Consider the following 19,131-nt stretch of genomic DNA (forward strand, 5'->3'; position numbering starts at 1 on the left):
TTATGATGAATTTAGAAGGCAAAGTTGCACTAGTTACAGGCGCAAGCCGTGGTATCGGTCGTGCAATCGCTGAACTTTTAGTTGAGCGTGGTGCTAAAGTTATCGGTACGGCTACATCTGAAGGCGGCGCTGCTGCAATCAGTGAGTACCTAGGCGAGAACGGTAAAGGTCTTGCTCTGAACGTAACTGATGTTGACTCAATTGCTGCTACACTGAAAACCATCAATGATGAGTTCGGTGCGATTGACATTCTAGTTAACAACGCAGGTATCACTCGTGACAACCTACTAATGCGTATGAAAGACGACGAATGGAACGACATCATCGACACTAACCTAACACCTATCTTCCGCATGTCTAAAGCTGTATTGCGTGGCATGATGAAGAAGCGTGAAGGCCGTATCGTAAACGTTGGCTCTGTAGTTGGTACTATGGGTAACGCTGGTCAAGCAAACTACGCAGCAGCGAAAGCTGGCGTGATTGGCTTTACTAAATCAATGGCTCGTGAAGTTGCGTCTCGTGGCGTTACAGTGAACACTGTTGCTCCAGGTTTCATCGAAACTGACATGACTAAAGCGCTAAATGATGACCAACGTGCAGCAACTTTGGCGAATGTACCAGCAGGTCGACTAGGTGACCCTCGCGAAATCGCTGAAGCTGTGGTATTTTTGGCGTCGCCTGCGGCAGCTTATATCACAGGTGAAACACTTCACGTCAATGGCGGTATGTACATGGTTTAAATTATGTGCAACATTTGTGCATGATTTAAGTCAAGATCATACGTAATTTCGGTTAAAATCGTGAAAATTGTGGTTTGACCAGAAAAGTTGACCTTGCAACTTTCAATAGATTGAATAAACTACGGAAAACATCGCATAAAGCGAACTCTGTAAAGGAAAAGAAAAAATGAGCAACCTCGAAGAACGCGTAAAGAAAATCATTGTTGAACAGCTAGGTGTAGACGAAGCTGAAGTTAAAAACGAAGCTTCTTTCGTTGATGACCTAGGTGCAGATTCTCTAGACACAGTTGAGCTAGTAATGGCTCTAGAAGAAGAATTCGACACTGAAATCCCAGATGAAGAAGCTGAGAAAATTACTACTGTTCAAGCAGCTATCGATTACGTAACTAGCGCTCAGTAATAATCTCTCCCAGGCGGTCACCTCGACCGCCTGTGTTTTATCTAACTCATCTATCCTCATCTTAAATCATCTCAATCTCCGGAGTGTAAAATCGTGTCCAAGCGTCGTGTAGTTGTCACTGGCATGGGTATGTTGTCACCGGTAGGCAACACTGTAGAATCTTCTTGGAAAGCCCTGCTAGCTGGTCAAAGTGGTATCGTTAATATCGAGCATTTTGATGCAACCAATTTCTCAACTCGTTTTGCAGGTCTAGTTAAAGACTTTAACTGCGAAGAGTACATGTCTAAAAAAGATGCTCGTAAAATGGATCTATTCATCCAGTACGGCGTCGCAGCAGGTGTTCAGGCACTTGATGATTCTGGTCTAACTGTTACTGATGAGAACGCACCACGTATTGGTGTGGCTATCGGTTCTGGTATTGGTGGTCTTGGTTTGATCGAAGCTGGTCACCAAGCGCTTACTGAAAAAGGCCCTCGTAAAATTAGCCCATTCTTTGTTCCGTCAACGATCGTGAACATGATTGCTGGTCACATGTCTATCATGCGTGGTCTACGCGGTCCTAACATCGCTATTTCTACTGCATGTACAACTGGCCTACATAACATTGGTCACGCGGCACGTATGATTGCATACGGCGATGCTGACGCAATGCTAGCGGGTGGTGCTGAAAAAGCATCTACACCACTAGGTATGGGTGGTTTTGGTGCAGCTAAAGCACTATCTACTCGCAACGACGAGCCTCAGAAAGCTTCTCGTCCATGGGACAAAGGCCGTGACGGCTTCGTTCTTGGTGACGGTGCAGGCATGATGGTTCTTGAAGAGTACGAACATGCGAAAGCTCGTGGCGCTAAGATTTACTGTGAGCTAGTTGGCTTCGGTATGTCGGGTGACGCTTACCACATGACATCTCCAAGTGAAGATGGCTCTGGTGGCGCACTAGCAATGGAAGCGGCGATGCGTGATGCTGGCATTACTGGTGAACAAATCGGTTATGTGAATGCACACGGCACATCGACACCTGCAGGTGACGTAGCAGAAGTTAAGGGCATCAAACGTGCTCTTGGCGAAGCTGGCAGCAAGCAAGTATTGGTTTCTTCTACGAAATCAATGACAGGCCACCTTCTAGGTGCTGCAGGTTCTGCTGAAGCTATCATCACGGCTATGTCTTTGGTTGACCAAATTGTTCCACCAACAATCAACCTAGATGATCCTGAAGAAGGCCTAGATATTGACCTAGTACCTCACACCGCACGTAAAGTTAGCAACATGGAATATGCTGCATGTAACTCTTTCGGTTTCGGTGGTACAAACGGCTGTTTGATCTTCAAAAAGATTTAATCATCTTATAAAAGACCTAAACGTTGTAGATAGTCATAATTAGACTTGTTTTTAAACGGCTTGATGCTTAGCATTGAGCCGTTTCTTTTTATGGGGAAAAACATGTTTTGGGTTGACGGAGAAAGCCAGCAAACTATCGACATCTTAGACCGTTCGTTTCAATACGGAGACGGCTGTTTTACGACTATGCTTGTCTCAAATGGTGAGATTGAGCATTTTCACGACCATCAGTATCGTGTCGATGAATGTCTAAAAGCGTTACGTATTTCTGCATTAGATTGGAATGTGGTTAACGCGTGGTTAACTAGTGCAATTCAACACATCCAAAACTGCCACCACGAAAGTGCAAACAAGTCTAATAGTAGAAAAGCTGGAATAAAGCTGCATGTTAGCCGTGGTGCTGGTGGGAGAGGCTACAGTACCAAGAACATTGCTAAGCCAACCATTACCATTAGTACGTTTGATTATCCAAGCCACTATGCAGAATGGCAAGACAACGGAGTTGAGCTCGGAGTTTGTCGCCAAGCACTAGGTTTGAATCCATTACTTGCTGGTCACAAACATAACAATCGCTTAGAACAAGTATTGATGAAGGATGAAATGGATCAGGCTGGTGAAGTTGACGGTTTGGTTCTTGATATCTCAGGCAATGTGATTGAAACCACCATGGCCAATCTATTTTGGCGTCAAGGTGAGGTCATTTATACTCCGCAGCTTACCCAAAGTGGTGTTGCAGGCGTTATGCGTAAGCAAGTGTTAACGACGCTGAATCAAACTGAACTTTCCGTTACTATTGCTGACTACTGCTTACCTCAAGTCATGCAAGCTGACGAGGTTTTCATTACCAACTCCATTTTAGGGGTTGCTCCTGTTACCCGTATTAGTGAAACCCAATTTAACATTGGAACCGTTACTCGTAGCCTTCAAGGACAACTAAACTCGTGATCAAAAAGTTATTTATTTTTATTATCTTGTGCCTAATCGCAGCGGGCGCTGCTGGGTTCTACGTTTACAACCAAGCGCAAGATAACCTCAAACAAGTTATTCAATTGGAAAAGCCGCAGGTGGTTACAATCGCCTCTGGTAGCAGTTTTAATCGTGTACTTGCGCAGCTGATTAATGAAGGCCTATTTGAGGCATCTCCTTATGAGAAATTAATCCGCAAGCTACATCCAGAGCTTGTTGATGTCAAAGCGGGAACATTCCTGTTAGAGCCGGGTTTAACGCTTGAGCAAGCTCTACAGGTACTTGTTGAAGGGAAAGAGCATCAGTTTACTATCACCTTTGTTGAAGGTAGTCGTTTTGACGAGTGGCTTGTTCAGTTAAAGAACAATGAGTTTATTCAACAAACGCTTGATGGGGTTTCTGAAAAAGAGATCGCTGAAAAGCTGGGTATTGAAAATGAGAAGCTAGAAGGTTTGTTCTTAGCTGAGACCTACCACTACACCTACGGCACCACAGATTTAGATCTGCTAAAGCGAGCACATCGTGATCTCATGAACGTTGTGAACGACGAGTGGGAAAAGAGAGCGGACAAATTGCCTCTTAAGTCACCTTATGAAGCGCTGATTCTGGCATCCATCATTGAGAAAGAGACTGCCGTTGCTTCAGAGCGTGAACGTGTGTCGTCTGTGTTCGTCAACCGTTTGAACAAGCGTATGCGTTTGCAAACGGACCCAACTGTGATTTATGGAATGGGCGATAGCTACGATGGCAACATCCGTAAGAAAGATCTAAGAACCCCAACGCCATACAACACATACACTATGAGTGGTCTGCCGCCAACGCCGATTGCTATGGCGGGCAGAGCGTCAATTAATGCGGCTCTGAATCCAGAAAAGAGTAACTACCTCTATTTTGTCGCGAGTGGCACAGGTGGGCACGTATTTTCAAAGAGTTTGGCTGAGCACAACCGTGCAGTACGAGCTTACTTAAAACAATTAAGAAAAAACAAATAAAGAACGAATTATGAATCAGTCGAAATTTATCGTGGTTGAAGGCCTTGAAGGTGCAGGTAAAAGCACAGCTATCAATGCCATCGTTGAGACATTGAAAGCATCTGGTGTTGAAGAGCTAGTAAACACTCGTGAACCTGGCGGTACCGTGCTGGCGGAAAAGATGCGCTCACTGGTTAAAGAAGAGCACGAAGGCGAAAAGCTTCAAGACATGACTGAGTTACTGCTGATGTACGCTGCACGTGTTCAATTAGTCGAAAACGTGATTAAGCCGGCTTTAGATAGCGGTAAGTGGGTATTAGGTGATCGCCATGATATGTCTTCTCAAGCGTATCAAGGTGGTGGTCGTCAGATCGCACGCACGACAATGGAATCATTGAAAGCAACCACGCTAGGCGATTTTAAGCCTGATCTAACTCTATACTTGGATTTAGACCCTAGAGTAGGGCTTGAGCGTGCTCGTGGTCGTGGTGAGCTAGATAGAATCGAAAAGATGGATATCTCTTTCTTCGATCGCACACGTGAACGTTACCTTGAGATAGCTGCACAAGATGACTCGGTTCTTGTGATCAATGCAGAGCAAGAAATAGAACAAGTAGCAGCGGATATTAAGCAAGCGCTTAGTTCGTGGCTAGACCAACAGTAGGTAGTCATGGCGGAAGTGTATTCTTGGCTCACGCCAGTTTGGAGTGAGTGGAAAAAAAGCCTCGATGCTGAGCGTTTTCCGAATTCTGTGATTGTTAATGCGCCGGAAGGGTTGGGCGTTGATGCTCTTATTAGCCAACTTACCGATGCATTAATGTGCACAAACTATGAAAGTGAGGCGTGTGGGTTTTGCCATAGCTGTGAATTGATGAAATCGGGTAGCCATCCGGATTTTCATGTTATCTCACCAGAGAAAGAAGGCAAATCGATCACGGTTGACCAAGTACGTGCAAGCAATCGCTGGGCTCAAGAATCATCTCAGTTGGGCGGTTTGCGCGTTATCTTACTGGAACCTGCTGAGGCGATGAATGAGTCGGCTTCCAATGCTTTGCTGAAAACTCTTGAAGAGCCTTCAAGCCAGTGTATTTTCATTCTGTCGACTCGTAACAGCAATCGCCTCATGCCAACCATCATCAGTCGCTGTCAGCAATTCAATGTGGTGAGCCCACAATTGGAAGCGGGCTCAGCATGGCTTGACGGGGAAGTAGGTAAGGCTGTGCCACCGTATATTTTGGCACTTAACGATAATGCGCCGTTGAAAGCGAAAGCGATGTTTGAAGAAGGCGGTGTAGAGGCTTCCGAGAAAGTATTCGACGGTTTCGTTAATATCGTCAAAGGCACTCAGCCAGACATGCTGAAGTTCTCGACTGAGCTTGCTAAAGATCCTTTGATACAGCTTGGTTGGTTATGGCATTTACTTTCAGATGTACAGAAGTTGCATTTCGGTTTGGCAAATAATGCTATAACCCCAAGTGCTAACGCGCTGTGTGAGGTGATGTCTTACCAAAGCGCCTATACTGCAGCACATAAACTGTTGATACTGATTGAGCAGTTGAAGCAACACCCTGGGCTCAATACGGAGCTACTCATAATGAATTGGCTGATAGCCACTTGCGAGGAAACATGTTCGTAGATTCCCACTGTCATTTAGACAAGCTGGATTACCAAGATTTACACACCAGTGTAGAAGATGTCGTTAACAAAGCGAAAGCAGCGAATGTTGACCAACTACTTTCTGTGGGTGTGACACTAGATTCGTTTGAAAACATGCTCGAAATGATCGCGCCGTTTGATAACGTTAAAGCGTCTTGTGGCGTTCATCCTCTTGATGTTGAAAGTGATTTTAGCTTTGAAAGAATGCGTGAATACGCGAGCAACCCTAAAGTGGTTGCGATAGGTGAAACCGGCTTAGATTACCACTATCAACCTGAAACTGCGGAATTGCAGCAACTGCGATTCAAACAGCATGTTGAGCTAGCGGTAGAACTGAACAAGCCTTTGATCATTCACACTCGTAATGCGCGTGAAGATACACTTGCGATTCTTCGTGACGGTGGCGCTGAGAAGTGTGGTGGTGTCATCCACTGTTTTACTGAAGATCAGGCGTTTGCTGAAGCGGCTATGGAATTAGGGTTCTATATTTCAATTTCAGGCATTGTGACCTTTAAGCAAGCAACAGAACTTAAAGAGGTTGTTAAAAACCTACCGTTAGATAGGCTACTAATTGAAACGGACTCTCCATACCTGGCGCCAATCCCATATCGTGGGAAGCAGAATCAGCCTGCATATGTAGTTGAGGTGGCAGCCTATATTGCGCAGTTGAAGGGCATTTCGATGAAAGAGGTTGCTGAACAAACGACCAAAAATTATCAGAAACTTTTTTTGCGATAAAAAATGAACTAAACAAATAAAAGGGAGCGAAAGCTCCCTTTTTGTGTTTTTGATCACCAAAAATACGTTTTTTTTTAATGTTTACGAATTATGTTGAACTTGGGAGCGTGAATTATAACATTTGTAATTTTGTTACTAAAAATAACATTCACTCTTATTTTATTTACCCAGTAAAATAATAATGGCTTTCAAAAATATCATTTAATATCAAAGGTTTATTTTATTGTAAACCATTGCATTTCTAAATTTGACATGTGATCCAAGACGTGTTTTGAAACTAAATTTCGTAAGTCACTAGAAAGTTAGTTCTGCATCAATATATATTTAGCGGCAGAAAATATAATGCAATACATGGTTACATTTTCACTGGGTGCTAACATATAGGCTACGGGGGTGTGCCGTTAGAACCCATATAATTATTTTATCTTTATCAGGAGCATAAACATGTTTAAGAACCTTTTTGCTAGCCTGCAAAAAGTTGGTAAGTCTCTGATGCTTCCAGTATCAGTTTTACCAGTTGCGGGTATTTTGCTAGGTGTCGGTGCAGCAGATCTTCCTTTCATTCCAGAAATTGTTTCAAACCTAATGGAACAAGCTGGTGGTTCAGTATTTGGTCAAATGGCACTACTGTTCGCAGTAGGTGTTGCACTTGGCTTTACTAACAACGATGGTGTTGCTGGTCTAGCAGCAATCGTTGGTTACGGCATCATGACTGCTACACTAGGCGTAATGGCTGGTGTAATGGGCGTTGATAAAATCGATACTGGTGTACTAGGTGGTATCCTAGTCGGTGGTGTTGCTGCTTGGGCATTCAACCGTTTCTTCCGTATTCAACTTCCTGAGTACCTTGGCTTCTTCGCTGGTAAGCGTGCTGTGCCAATCATCACAGGTTTCTCTGCGATCGGTCTAGCAATCCTACTATCTGTAGTATGGCCACCAGTTGGCGGCGCTATCTCTGCGTTCTCTGATTGGGCTGCTCACCAAAACCCACAAGTGGCGTTTGGTATCTACGGTATCGTTGAGCGTTCTCTAATTCCATTTGGTCTTCACCACGTATGGAACGTACCATTCTTCTTCGAAGCTGGTACTTGTGTAAACGCTGCTGGCGAAACTCAAAACGGTGTTCTTACTTGTTACCTAGTTGCTGATGACGCATCTCGTGCAGCGGGCAATGGCTTCGGTCAGCTAGCTGGTGGTTACATGTTCAAGATGTTCGGTCTACCTGCTGCTGCAATCGCAATTGCACACTCAGCTAAGCCTGAAAACCGCGCTAAAGTAATGGGTATCATGGCTTCTGCTGCGTTAACTTCATTCCTAACAGGTATCACTGAGCCAATTGAATTCTCATTCCTATTCGTTGCTCCAGTACTGTACGCAATCCACGCTCTACTAGCTGGTTCTGCTTACGTTCTTGCGAACACTCTAGGTTTTGTACATGGTACATCTTTCTCACACGGTCTAATCGACTTCCTAGTTCTATCTGGCCACGCGTCTAAGATGGGTCTAATGGTTGTTTGTGGTATTGCTTACGCTGCAATCTACTACATCGTATTCCGCACTGTGATTAAAGCTCTAGACCTTAAAACTCCTGGTCGTGAAGACGAGTCAGAAGACGATGCAGTTGCGACTGGTTCTGAACTTGCTGGTGAGCTAGTTGCTGCATTCGGCGGTAAAGCTAACATCACTGGTCTTGACGCTTGTATCACTCGTCTACGTGTTGCAGTTGCTGATACAGCAGTTGTTGACCAAGACAAGCTTAAGAAACTAGGTGCTGCAGGTGTTGTAGTAGTAGCGGGTGGCGTACAAGCTATCTTCGGTACTAAATCTGACAACCTGAAAACAGACATGGATGAGTGGATCCGTAACAACGGTTAATTCACTGATTCGATAAATTGAAAGGAGGCCGATTGGCTTCCTTTTTTGTTTCTACTGTTTCATCAAACTTATTCTTTTATCTCTCAGTTATTTACCTTTCATTTGAAACTAATTACCTATAATCATCATCTTTGATGGCCTGCTATCTTTAACTTTATGATGACAAATGGTGTTGGTTTTTAATTAACCTACCGCTTTTTGAAACAGTTTGAGAATACTATGAAACATCGTTACTTGATTGGCCTTATGTGCGGCAGCCTCACCTCTCTTGCTCATGCTTCTGAAGCTCCTGCGTTAGAAGTTGGTTTAGCCGTTGACCAAGATCTGAGTGCCGTTGTTGAGTTTGACCAGAAATACCGTGTCACTGTTGGCAATGACGGTGCTGCATTTGATTATATTTGGAAGCGTGGTCAGTTTGAGACAGAAGCGCCGTTAAGCTGGTATGTTGGCGCGGGTGCATGGGCAGAGTGGAATGACGACTTTGGTTTGCGTTTACCGCTAGGTGTCAAAGTGAACTTCTATGAAGGTTGGAATGCTTACGCACAGCTTCACCCAGAACTCGATATGTACAAAGGCGTTGAGTTGCAACTAGGTGGTGCTTTGGGCGTGACCTACAAGTTCTAAGGTTGAACTTCAAACGAGCTACAGTAAAAAGCCAGCGTATCGCTGGCTTTTTAATTTTTAGCATTTATTGCCATCTAGAAAGTAAAACTTAATCCGATATTAGCTTGGAATTGGTTCATCCAGTCGGTATCAAAACGAATAATGCAGTCTTGCCCATTGCTTGGGATGTTACATACACCTGTTGTGTCGTTATCAACCACCGTTCCTAACCAACGAACTTGGGTATTCAGCACTAAGCGATCGCTCAATTTATATTCTAAGCCGCCAAAGATTGACGTAGAGAAGCCGTATTTATCTTTCGCCCAGTCTACATCGACATATGAGGCGCCAAGGCCTAAGCCTAGGTATCCAGACAATACCGAGGAAGCCGGGTAGTAAATGCTACTTTGAAAGTGCAGATATTGGATCGAGGAGCTCAGGTTGAGCGTTTCTAATTCAGAGCTTTGGTTTGAGTAAAAGAAACCAACACGCCCTTTCTCAAGTGGTGTCTCAATCGCAAAGGTGTAGTTTTCAGATCCTTTCATGTCATAGGTTTTGCCATCTTGATCTTCGACACTACCACCGCCGGTATAACCAACCATCGGAGTAATAATGATCTCCGGTGAGGCATAAACACTCGAAGCCGACAGAAGCGCAACTAACATCGTCATATTTACTTTGTTATTCATGAGTATATCCTTATCCATACACCTACTAATTGTGATGGTTACATCAATATCGTGCGACTAATTTCGACGATTCTTGAAGATACTTCACACACCTGATAGTACTTAAATAGAGACTCGACAAATTAATAATAAGCCAGAGGTGTCTATGGAACATAATCTGAAAAATGCCCTACAAATTACAGCGTTTATTTACTTCGTCATTCTTTCATTTGGCTTTATTGCGATTGGTAGTTAATACCATTTATTGCGAGGCTGAGTTTCTATACTCAGGGAATAATGAATAGTGGGATTGTAACCAATATTGATACAGCGATAGACTTAGATTATTACGCTAAGTTTATTGCTGGTAAAACAGCACTGGTCGCTCAAGGTGGCGGGCAGAGAAGTATTTTTACCTCAGGCGTTCTAGACGCTTTTCTCCTTTCTAATTTTGACCCTTTCGATGAGTTTTTCGGTACCTCGGCAGGTGCGCTTAACTTATGTGCCTATTTGTGCCGTGATAAGGGCTTAGGGCGTTCTTTTGTCCTTGACCTGACCACGTCTCCAGAGTTCTTTAATCTGTTCTCTTACATACGGCACAGGAAGAATTTAGGGCTTGAGTGGGCCTTAGAGCAAATCATGGCTTACCCTTATAAGCTCGATCTTGATTTAGGGCGGCAAACCTTAGGTGAACGCCACTTCTATGCGGCGGTAACGGATTCTAAAGATCTACGAGATCACTACTTTCCTCTGCTGGGAGACGATTGGTACAAGGTGATGATTGCGACTTGTGCCATCCCTCGCTTGTACAATGACGAGATCTTGATTGGTGATAGCGCTTATGTAGATGGCGGTGTGTCTGCTTCTATTCCCGTTCAAGAAGCGTGGCGTAGGCAAGCTCGTTCTATTGTCGTGATTCGTACTGAGCCAGTAACGGATGAAGAGGGGAGACCGCTAGTTCAAGCGCCACAGCAGCAACCGAAAATCCAAGCACCAAAACCGGTAACCGCCGAGGAGCTGGAGTGGTTCCGAGAGTCGTTCGATAGTGTTCAAGGCCATTGGCAACAAAAAGTGGAGCAATGGAAAACGGACTGGACCTCTTTCTTCCAGCAACAGATCCTACGCTCTAAAGAACAGAAGCGTGACCGTGGGCATTTAGATTTACTTAATGGTGGTCGATGGTTGTTTGGCGCTGATGATATTTACCGTTTAAGCCATTTAATTGGTGATAAGTTTGATTCTGGGTTGGCCGACATGTTGATGGTGCACTATCAAACCTACTCGTTGACTCAAGACTTTTTGCATTCTCCTCCAGACGATGCCTTTGTGGTGCAGATCGCGCCAAGTAAACCGTTAAAATCGAGCTCTTTAATGAGTGACAAAGAAGATTTGCTCCATGATTACGAATTGGGTTTAGAGGCCGGCTACCGGTTCGTTGAAACTTATACCACAACGGAAAACGCTCGCAGTTCGCATATGCCGCAACTGGCAAGTATTGTTATTGATAAATAATGCGGGCGCATAGCTATAGCTAGTCTTGTTGAGACAACATACTAAAATGAAAAAAGGGTTATTGAACTTAGTTCGATAACCCTTTTACTTTTATCTCATGTTGTAGCTATTTATTGGCTTCAACTGCTTTTAGCTAGGTGACAGGTAGGATTCTCATACAGTTAGTTGAGCCAGCCACGTCCATGATATCGCCTTGAGTAATGATCACGAGATCACCAAACTTGAGGTGTCCTTTCTCTTTTAGGCAAGCAAGTGTTGATAGTGCAATGTCAAAGCTGTCTTTGGCTTCTGTCTCAAAATAGATAGGGGTTACGCCTCGATACAAGGTGCAACGGTTTAGTGTTCCTTCGTTACGAGACAAAGCGTAGATAGGCATATCAGCACTTAAACGAGACATCATCAAAGCAGTGCGTCCAGATTCAGTCAGCGTGACTACGCCTTTAATGCCTTCCATGTGGTTAGCAGAGTAGATGGTTGCCATTGATACTGTTTCTTCTGCTGTCACGAAAGTGCGGTCAATTCGGTAGTTGGACTGATTGACGTTCGCCATTTTCTCAGCTCCCACACACACTTCAGCCATCGATTTTACGGTCTCTACTGGATATTGTCCGGCAGCGGTTTCGCCAGACAGCATTACCGCATCAGTACCATCAAGCACTGCGTTCGCTACATCCATTACCTCAGCACGGGTAGGCATTGGAGCTGAGATCATTGATTCCATCATCTGAGTTGCAGTGATGATAGTGCGATTAAGGGCCCTAGCACGGCGTATAAGCTGTTTCTGTACACCGACCAACTCAGGGTCGCCAATTTCTACTCCGAGGTCACCACGAGCCACCATGACCACATCTGAAGCCATTATGATGTCATCCATGTTCTCAACGGTCGATACCGTCTCTGCTCGTTCGACTTTGGCAACGAGGTGAGCTTCTAAGCCTGCTTCACGCGCAAGTTGTCGAGCGTAGTGCATGTCTTCGCCATTGCGTGGGAAAGAGACGGCGAGGTAATCGACTTGGATTTGGGCGGCGGTGACGATGTCTCGCTTGTCTTTGTCGGTTAGCGCTTCTGCAGAAAGCCCACCGCCTTTTTTGTTGATGCCTTTGTTGTTAGATAGCGGGCCACCAATGATGACTTCGGTATGAACGCGGCAACCTTCAACCTTGGTGACTTTGAGTTGCACACGTCCATCATCAAGCAACAAAATGTCGCCGGCGGAAACATCATTCGGCAGCTCTTTATAGTCGAGGCCAACGGCTTGCTGGTCGCCTTCACCCAAGCCTAGGCTGCTGTCGAGAGTGAATTCATCACCAACAGCCAGTTGAATTTTTCCATCTCTGAATGTCGACACACGAATCTTGGGACCTTGAAGGTCGCCGAGGATAGCGATCTGTGTCCCCAGTTTTTTTGCGATTGCTCTGACTTTTTCTGCACGTTGTATATGGTCGTCGCTGCTGCCGTGGGAGAAGTTCATACGAACAATATTGGCACCGGCTTTGATGATCTCTTCAAGCACGTTGCCTTTATCGGTAGAGGGGCCTAGCGTTGTGACGATTTTCGTTTTTCTTAGTTCAGCTGTCATGAATACTCCTAGAGTGAGGCCAGTAATCTTTTTAAAAGACTGAATTAAGTATATGCATTAATTGATAATTTATTGGGAGCTAGGAGGATATTTCTGTATTTACTGTTATTTATTGAACTTGGTGCTCAGGCGCGATGTTTTTTTATGAAAATTAAGTCTCAATTTATCGATGTGGGTGTTAACTTTTCTTAAACTATTTGACTAGATACACAAAGATTCATGTATATACGTGATACTGGTCACGGCGATATACCAAGTGACTTCACAATTACTTCGCAAAGTAAAAAAATTATCCCGTTGATGATTTCTGGAGCGTAAAATGTACATGGCTCAACCGGGCCATATTGATCATATCAAACAGGTCAATGCTGGTCGTGTATATAAACTAATTGACCTTAAAGGTCCTATTTCTCGTATCGATCTGTCCAAACAAAGTGAGTTGGCTCCGGCGAGTATTACAAAAATTACCCGTGAACTCATGGAAGCTCACCTTATCCACGAAACGACGGTTCAAGAAGCCACAACTCGTGGACGTCCTGCTGTGGGCTTGCAAACTAATAACGAAGGTTGGCAGTTCTTGTCGATGCGTCTTGGACGCGGGTATCTCACAATCGCGCTTCATGAGTTGGGCGGCGATGTACTTATCGATACTAAGATCGACATTCACGAACGCGACCAAGATGATGTGCTTGCGCGTCTTCTTCACGAAATCGACGAATTCTTCCAAACTTATGCTGAGCAGCTCGATAGGGTAACCAGTATTGCGATCACGCTCCCTGGTCTTGTGAACTCAGAGCAGGGTATTGTGTTGCAAATGCCGCATTACAATGTCGAAAATTTAGCTTTGGGTCCTGAGATCTACAAAGAAACGGGCTTGCCGGTTTTTATTGCCAATGATACTCGCGCTTGGGCACTGGCTGAGAAGCTGTTTGGTAACTCTCAAGATAATGATAACTCTGTCTTAATCTCCATTCACCACGGCTTAGGTGCCGGGATTATTCTTGATGGCCGCGTTTTACAAGGTCGTCATGGCAACATCGGTGAGCTGGGGCATATCCAGATCGATAAGGAAGGCAAGCTGTGTCATTGTGGTAACCGAGGCTGCTTAGAGACGGTTGCGAGTTCACAAGCGATTCGTGAGCAAGTGAAAGAGCGTCTAGCCAATGGTGAGGAATCCACGCTGACTGCTTTTGAAGATGTCACGATTGAACAAATCTGTGCTGCTGCGGCTGATGGTGATCCACTAGCGGTCGAAGTGATTGAGCAGTTAGGTCGCTACCTAGGCTCAGCGATTGCGATTGTGATTAACCTGTTCAACCCAGAGAAAATCTTAGTCGGTGGTGTTATCAACCAAGCTAAGAGCGTTCTGTACCCTGCGATTCAAAAATGTATCGAAGAGCAGAGCTTGTCGGTTTACCACCAAGATTTAGAGCTGGTGGAGTCTCGATTCTACAAACAAGCAACGATGCCTGGTGCTGCGCTTATCAAGCAAGCCCTTTACGATGGTCAGTTGTTAATGAAAGTTATTGAAGGCTAACTCTTTTTCTCTTCTTTTAGCCTTCCCCCGAACCTTTCCATGTACTTAAGCTTTGTATAACAGCATTTGTTGTACTTAGTTTAAGCATTCTGTGCATTAGCGCTTTGCTTTAACCTATTGAAGTAGGCTATTGTAGCCACAGTTATTATTTGTCACTAAGGTGTTGTATGTCTGGCGTTTTAAATTCGGTTGATCAGAGAACGAAACTGGTTGGTGAAAACCGTCTGGAGCTCTTGTTATTCAGCTTAAATAGTCGTCAATTATTTGCGATTAACGTATTTAAAGTTAAAGAAGTGCTAAAAGTGCCGGTACTTACTCGTTTACCTGGATCTCATCATCACATTACGGGTGTAGCTTCTTTGCGAGGCGAATCTGTGCCTGTGATTGATCTGCGCAGTGCCATTGGTTTTCCACCATCGCGTGCTGAATCGCAAGAGAGTAACTTGATCATTACGGAGTACAACCGAACGGTACAAGGCTTTTTGGTTGGGCAGGTTCGTAATATCGTCAATACAATGTGGACAGAAATTCAGCCGCCACCAAAGACAACGGGTCGCGCCAACTACCTAACCGCTATCACGCATATTCAAGAAGAAGATCAGCACAAAATCGTTGAGATCATCGACGTTGAGAAAGTGTTAGCAGAGATCATCGATTACGATGTCTCGATCTCTGAAGGTGTGTTAGATGAGCAGTTAGCTCAAGAGATGATAGGGCGCAATGTACTTATCGTTGATGACTCTTCAACCGCGCGTAACCAAATCAAAGGCACCTTGTCGCAATTAGGTTTGAACATTATTGAATGTTGTGACGGTTTAGAAGCATTGAACCTACTCAAAGGTTGGTGTGACGAAGGTAAAGACATCAACCAAGAAATACTGTTGATGATCACTGATGCTGAAATGCCTGAGATGGATGGCTACAAACTGACTCACGAAGTGCGCTCTGACCCGAGAATGCACGACCTGTTTATTACGCTAAATACTTCATTAAGCGGAAGTTTTAATGAGGCGATGGTGGAAAAAGTAGGGTGTAACCGCTTCATTTCTAAGTTCCAACCTGACTTGTTGGTTGAGGTAACTCAAGAGCGTATGCGTCAGATTTTGTAAATTATACCGTCAGTCGGTTTGTTTTGAGTGACCTTATAGAAAACGTTTGCTATTATTGACGCAGCATATTAATCGTCACGAAATATGCATTACTACTAACGTAACTTTTCACGCACAATCTAAGGTAGTTCCTCTTAATGATATGGTTAACGTCTAAAGTTGTAATGACTTTAAGCTTATTACTATATAGGGAATTTAAGAAAAGACGTACGGAAGCTGACGTTGAGGTATAACTCAACAATTTGAAATAAAGGGAGGCAGATGCTTCCCTTTTTCGTTTCTCTCTTTACCTAAATAAAACAGCGGCTTGAGTTATTAATGAAAGTCTCGTGACTTGGTTTTTAAGCCAACAATCTCATCGGTAATGTCGATAAGCTTCCCTGCAATGACATGCACCACTTCACCTTCTTTTTCTAGGATGCCTTGCACCTTTAACGCCTTAGCTGTGAGATACGCTTGCTGTTGAGCGCGCGCTGTTGCTCCCCAAACCACCACGTTAATATTGCCCGTATTATCTTCCAGTGTGACAAAGGTGACGCCAGCTGCGGTTCCGGGTGATTGCTTGCCGGTCACAAGACCAACAACGGTGACCATGGACTTGTGTCGTTGTTGTTTTAAGTCCTTCATATGTGTGAATCGACCTAATCGGTTGGCTTCTTCCAGTAGCGTGATGGGGTGCTTATTCAAGGAGATCCCAACACTGGTGAAATCCTCAAGTAAATCCTGCATCTCGCTGGGTTGTTGCAACCCTTGTTCGTCATTATCCTTTTCAAAGCTGTCATCGATGTGGCTGAACAAGGGGAGGTCAGAGGCCGAGTCCATTATCGCCCAGCGAGTTTGAAAGCGGTCACCTGAAACGTTGTGAAGTGCATTCGCTGAGGCAAGTAGCTCAATGTCTTTCTTGTTGATTGATAACTGTTTTACCTGGCTAGGGTGGCGATAACCCGATCTCGGCCGGTTAGCGAGCACACTCTGAATACCATGTTCACTCAAGCCTTTGATTTGTCTCATCCCTAAACGTATTGCTAAACCATTTTGCTGAGAGACAACAGTGTGGTTGTCTTGAGAGGCATTCACGCATACAGGAAGTATCGCCACATTATGTCGCTGAGCATCTTGTACCAATTGCGATGGGCTGTAGAACCCCATAGGTTGGCTATTCAGTAAGGAGGCGTAGAAGCACTCTGGGTAATAGCATTTTAACCAAGCTGAACAATACGCGAGTACTGCAAACGAAGCGGAGTGACTCTCCGGGAAGCCGTATTCACCAAAACCACATATCTGTTTAAAGATTTGTTCTGCAAACTCAATGTCATAGCCTCGCTTTTGCATGCCTTCAATGAGTTTGGTTTTAAATTTAAATACGTTGCCGTTTTTCTTCCAAGCGGCCATCGCGCGTCTGAGTTGATCCGCTTCTCCGCCTGTAAACCCTGCGGCGACCATAGCGAGCTTTATCACTTGTTCTTGGAATATAGGCACTCCCATAGTGCGCGATAGGACGGATTCAACCTCTTTCGATGGATAGCTGATTGGCTCAATACCATCACGACGCTTGAGATATGGGTGCACCATGTCACCTTGAATCGGACCTGGGCGCACGATAGCGATTTGAATCACCAAGTCGTAGTACGTCCTTGGCTTGAGCCTTGGCAGCATGCTCATTTGTGCTCGTGACTCAATTTGGAATATGCCAACGGTGTCTGCTCGCTGAATCATGCCATACACCTGAGGATCATCCTTAAGACGAGTGATCTCTGCGATCGTTAATGAACGACCATGAATACGTTTGATCAGGTCGAAGCATTTTCGAATTGCAGACAGCATACCAAGAGCAAGTACATCAACCTTAAGTAGCCCCAGAGTCTCAAGATCATCCTTATCCCATTGAATAATAGTGCGATCGTGCATTGCCGCGTTCTCGACAGGCACCAATTCATACAAGGGACCAGAGGAGATCACGAAGCCGCCCACATGTTGAGATAAGTGGCGTGGAAAACCGATGATTTCATTAACCAAATGGATAAACTGCTGGCCTTTTAAAGAGTCAGGCTGTAGCCCTAATAGCGTGAGTTGAGCCTGCCAACCTAGGCTTTTATCTCTGCGGTTGGTGTTCTTAATGAAGTAATCAAGCTGGGTTTCTTGTAGCCCCAAGGCTTTACCTACATCTCTTACTGCACTTTTGAAGCGATAAGAAATGACCGTAGCAGCAAGCGCAGCACGTTCTCGGCCATACTTTTTATAGATGTACTGGATTATTTCTTCGCGGCGTTCATGCTCAAAGTCGACATCAATATCGGGCGGCTCATCACGCTCTTTACTGATGAAGCGCTCGAACAGCACTGAGATCTGCCTTGGGTCGACCGAGGTGATCTCTAGGCAGTAACAAACCACTGAATTGGCCGCTGAACCTCGACCTTGATAAAGAATACCTTGGCTTTTGGCAAACATGACGATGTCGTGGATCGTCAGGAAGAAGAAAGGGTAGTCGAGCTCGTCAATGAGCCCTAGCTCTTTATCGATGATCTGTTGAATGTCACTAGGGACACCTTGTGGAAAGCGAGCCTGTTTGCCCTTCTCGACCAACATGCGCAGATAACTCATGGGAGTTTCACCTTGAGGGATCAGCTCACTTGGGTATTCGTATCGCAAGCTATCCAGATCAAAGTCACACAGCTCAGCGATGCGATTGCTCTCTTCTAGCCACTCTGTTTTAAAGATATGAGAGAGCTTATTGATGCTTCGTAAACAGCGCTCGGCATTCGCTAACAGATGGGTACCCACTTCGGTAATGGGCTTTTGGTATTTAATCGCAGTGAGTGAGTGCTGTAAGGGCAGACGGTTAGCATTGTGCATTAACACACCGCCACAAGCTGTTATTGGCAGGTGATGATGATGTGACAGCCCCACACAGTAATTGATGTACTGTTGATCGGTCTGCTTTAGGTGTCGTTGTAAGCCAATCCACAATCGACCAGAGTGATGTTGTGAAAGCCACTGCCCCCAATGGGCGTCTTCAGTTTTCTGTTGAGGGAGCCATAGAATGAAGCAGTGTTTAGCCGACATGATATCCCACTCAGAGAGCTGATAATGTCCTTTGCTGCTACGGCGTCTCGCGTTAGTAATAATACGGCACAGTTCAGCATAGGCTTTCCTATTTGGGCACAGCAAAACCACTTGGCACTCTTCATTTAGCCAAAACATGCTCCCGACAATCTGCTTGAGCGACAGTTTGTGTTGCTTGATTGCAGAGTGAACCTTAACGATACCCGCGACCGAGCACTCATCAGTGATCGCGAGTGCTTTGTAACGTAAAAAATCGGCCTGTAACACCAGCTCTTCCGCGTGTGAAGCTCCTTCAAGAAAGGAGTAATTACTTTGGCAGAAAAGCTCTGAGTATTGCTGAGACATAACGTAATCTCACTTAATCATTGTGAGTAAA

17 protein-coding genes are annotated in these 19,131 nt (G+C 44.8%); 14 read left to right on the forward strand and 3 right to left on the reverse strand.

Features of this window, described 5'->3' with window-relative positions:
• The first annotated feature begins 5 nt into the window (after positions 1–5).
• The 10 genes from fabG (at position 6) to L0991_02840 (ending at position 9,308) form a co-directional block, all read left to right on the forward strand.
• Entirely contained in the window at positions 6–740 is a 735-nt protein-coding gene (fabG, locus tag L0991_02795) for a 3-oxoacyl-ACP reductase FabG (GenBank protein ID XGB63840.1), read from the forward strand.
• Positions 741–906: 166 nt separating this feature from the next.
• Positions 907–1,140 (forward strand): acyl carrier protein, encoded by a 234-nt coding sequence (gene acpP, locus L0991_02800; GenBank protein ID XGB63006.1) that lies wholly within the window; start codon positions 907–909, stop codon positions 1,138–1,140.
• 93 nt (positions 1,141–1,233) lie between these two features.
• Complete coding sequence (fabF, locus tag L0991_02805; protein XGB63007.1) at positions 1,234–2,478, forward strand: beta-ketoacyl-ACP synthase II; 1,245 nt, start codon at positions 1,234–1,236, stop codon at positions 2,476–2,478.
• 102 nt (positions 2,479–2,580) lie between these two features.
• Entirely contained in the window at positions 2,581–3,423 is an 843-nt protein-coding gene (gene pabC, locus L0991_02810; GenBank protein XGB63008.1) for an aminodeoxychorismate lyase, read from the forward strand.
• Positions 3,420–4,436: an endolytic transglycosylase MltG gene (mltG, locus tag L0991_02815; GenBank protein XGB63009.1), complete on the forward strand. Its 1,017-nt coding sequence runs from the start codon at positions 3,420–3,422 to the stop codon at positions 4,434–4,436. The genes pabC and mltG overlap by 4 nt, the downstream gene beginning before the upstream one ends.
• 10 nt (positions 4,437–4,446) lie before the next feature.
• A complete protein-coding gene (gene tmk, locus L0991_02820) occupies positions 4,447–5,079 on the forward strand; it encodes a dTMP kinase (protein ID XGB63010.1) in 633 nt (210 codons plus the stop codon).
• Between the two features lie 6 nt (positions 5,080–5,085).
• Positions 5,086–6,051 (forward strand): DNA polymerase III subunit delta', encoded by a 966-nt coding sequence (locus L0991_02825; GenBank protein ID XGB63011.1) that lies wholly within the window; start codon positions 5,086–5,088, stop codon positions 6,049–6,051.
• Positions 6,042–6,809: a YchF/TatD family DNA exonuclease gene (locus tag L0991_02830; protein ID XGB63012.1), complete on the forward strand. Its 768-nt coding sequence runs from the start codon at positions 6,042–6,044 to the stop codon at positions 6,807–6,809. The genes L0991_02825 and L0991_02830 overlap by 10 nt, the downstream gene beginning before the upstream one ends.
• Positions 6,810–7,253: 444 nt before the next feature.
• Positions 7,254–8,684 carry a PTS glucose transporter subunit IIBC gene (gene ptsG, locus L0991_02835; GenBank protein ID XGB63013.1) on the forward strand — a complete coding sequence of 477 codons (1,431 nt, stop codon included), beginning with the start codon at positions 7,254–7,256 and terminating at the stop codon, positions 8,682–8,684.
• 219 nt (positions 8,685–8,903) lie between these two features.
• Positions 8,904–9,308 carry a hypothetical protein gene (locus tag L0991_02840; protein ID XGB63014.1) on the forward strand — a complete coding sequence of 135 codons (405 nt, stop codon included), beginning with the start codon at positions 8,904–8,906 and terminating at the stop codon, positions 9,306–9,308.
• Between the two features lie 74 nt (positions 9,309–9,382).
• Here the strand turns inward: L0991_02840 and L0991_02845 are convergent, their stop codons facing one another.
• A complete protein-coding gene (locus L0991_02845; protein ID XGB63015.1) occupies positions 9,383–9,976 on the reverse strand; it encodes a porin family protein in 594 nt (197 codons plus the stop codon).
• Between the two features lie 145 nt (positions 9,977–10,121).
• On the opposite strand from L0991_02845, the gene L0991_02850 reads away from it, so the two are divergent.
• Entirely contained in the window at positions 10,122–10,211 is a 90-nt protein-coding gene (locus L0991_02850) for a YnhF family membrane protein (GenBank protein XGB63016.1), read from the forward strand.
• Positions 10,212–10,252: 41 nt separating this feature from the next.
• On the forward strand, positions 10,253–11,467 hold the full coding sequence (locus L0991_02855; GenBank protein XGB63017.1) for a DUF6363 domain-containing protein: 1,215 nt from the start codon (positions 10,253–10,255) through the stop codon (positions 11,465–11,467).
• 133 nt (positions 11,468–11,600) lie between these two features.
• Here L0991_02855 and pyk read toward each other — a convergent pair whose 3' ends face one another.
• Positions 11,601–13,046 carry a pyruvate kinase gene (gene pyk / locus L0991_02860; protein XGB63018.1) on the reverse strand — a complete coding sequence of 482 codons (1,446 nt, stop codon included), beginning with the start codon at positions 13,044–13,046 and terminating at the stop codon, positions 11,601–11,603.
• A 319-nt stretch (positions 13,047–13,365) separates the two neighbouring features.
• Between pyk and L0991_02865 the strand changes: the two genes are divergently transcribed.
• Positions 13,366–14,583: an ROK family protein gene (locus L0991_02865; GenBank protein ID XGB63019.1), complete on the forward strand. Its 1,218-nt coding sequence runs from the start codon at positions 13,366–13,368 to the stop codon at positions 14,581–14,583.
• 167 nt (positions 14,584–14,750) lie between these two features.
• Positions 14,751–15,692, forward strand: coding sequence for a chemotaxis protein CheV (locus L0991_02870; GenBank protein XGB63020.1), 942 nt, complete (start codon positions 14,751–14,753; stop codon positions 15,690–15,692).
• Positions 15,693–16,007: 315 nt separating this feature from the next.
• Here the strand turns inward: L0991_02870 and L0991_02875 are convergent, their stop codons facing one another.
• Positions 16,008–19,100 (reverse strand): error-prone DNA polymerase, encoded by a 3,093-nt coding sequence (locus L0991_02875; GenBank protein ID XGB63021.1) that lies wholly within the window; start codon positions 19,098–19,100, stop codon positions 16,008–16,010.
• Positions 19,101–19,131 lie beyond the last annotated feature (31 nt).

It is taken from the genome of Vibrio chagasii (assembly GCA_041879415.1).
Taxonomy (GTDB): Bacteria; Pseudomonadota; Gammaproteobacteria; order Enterobacterales; family Vibrionaceae; genus Vibrio.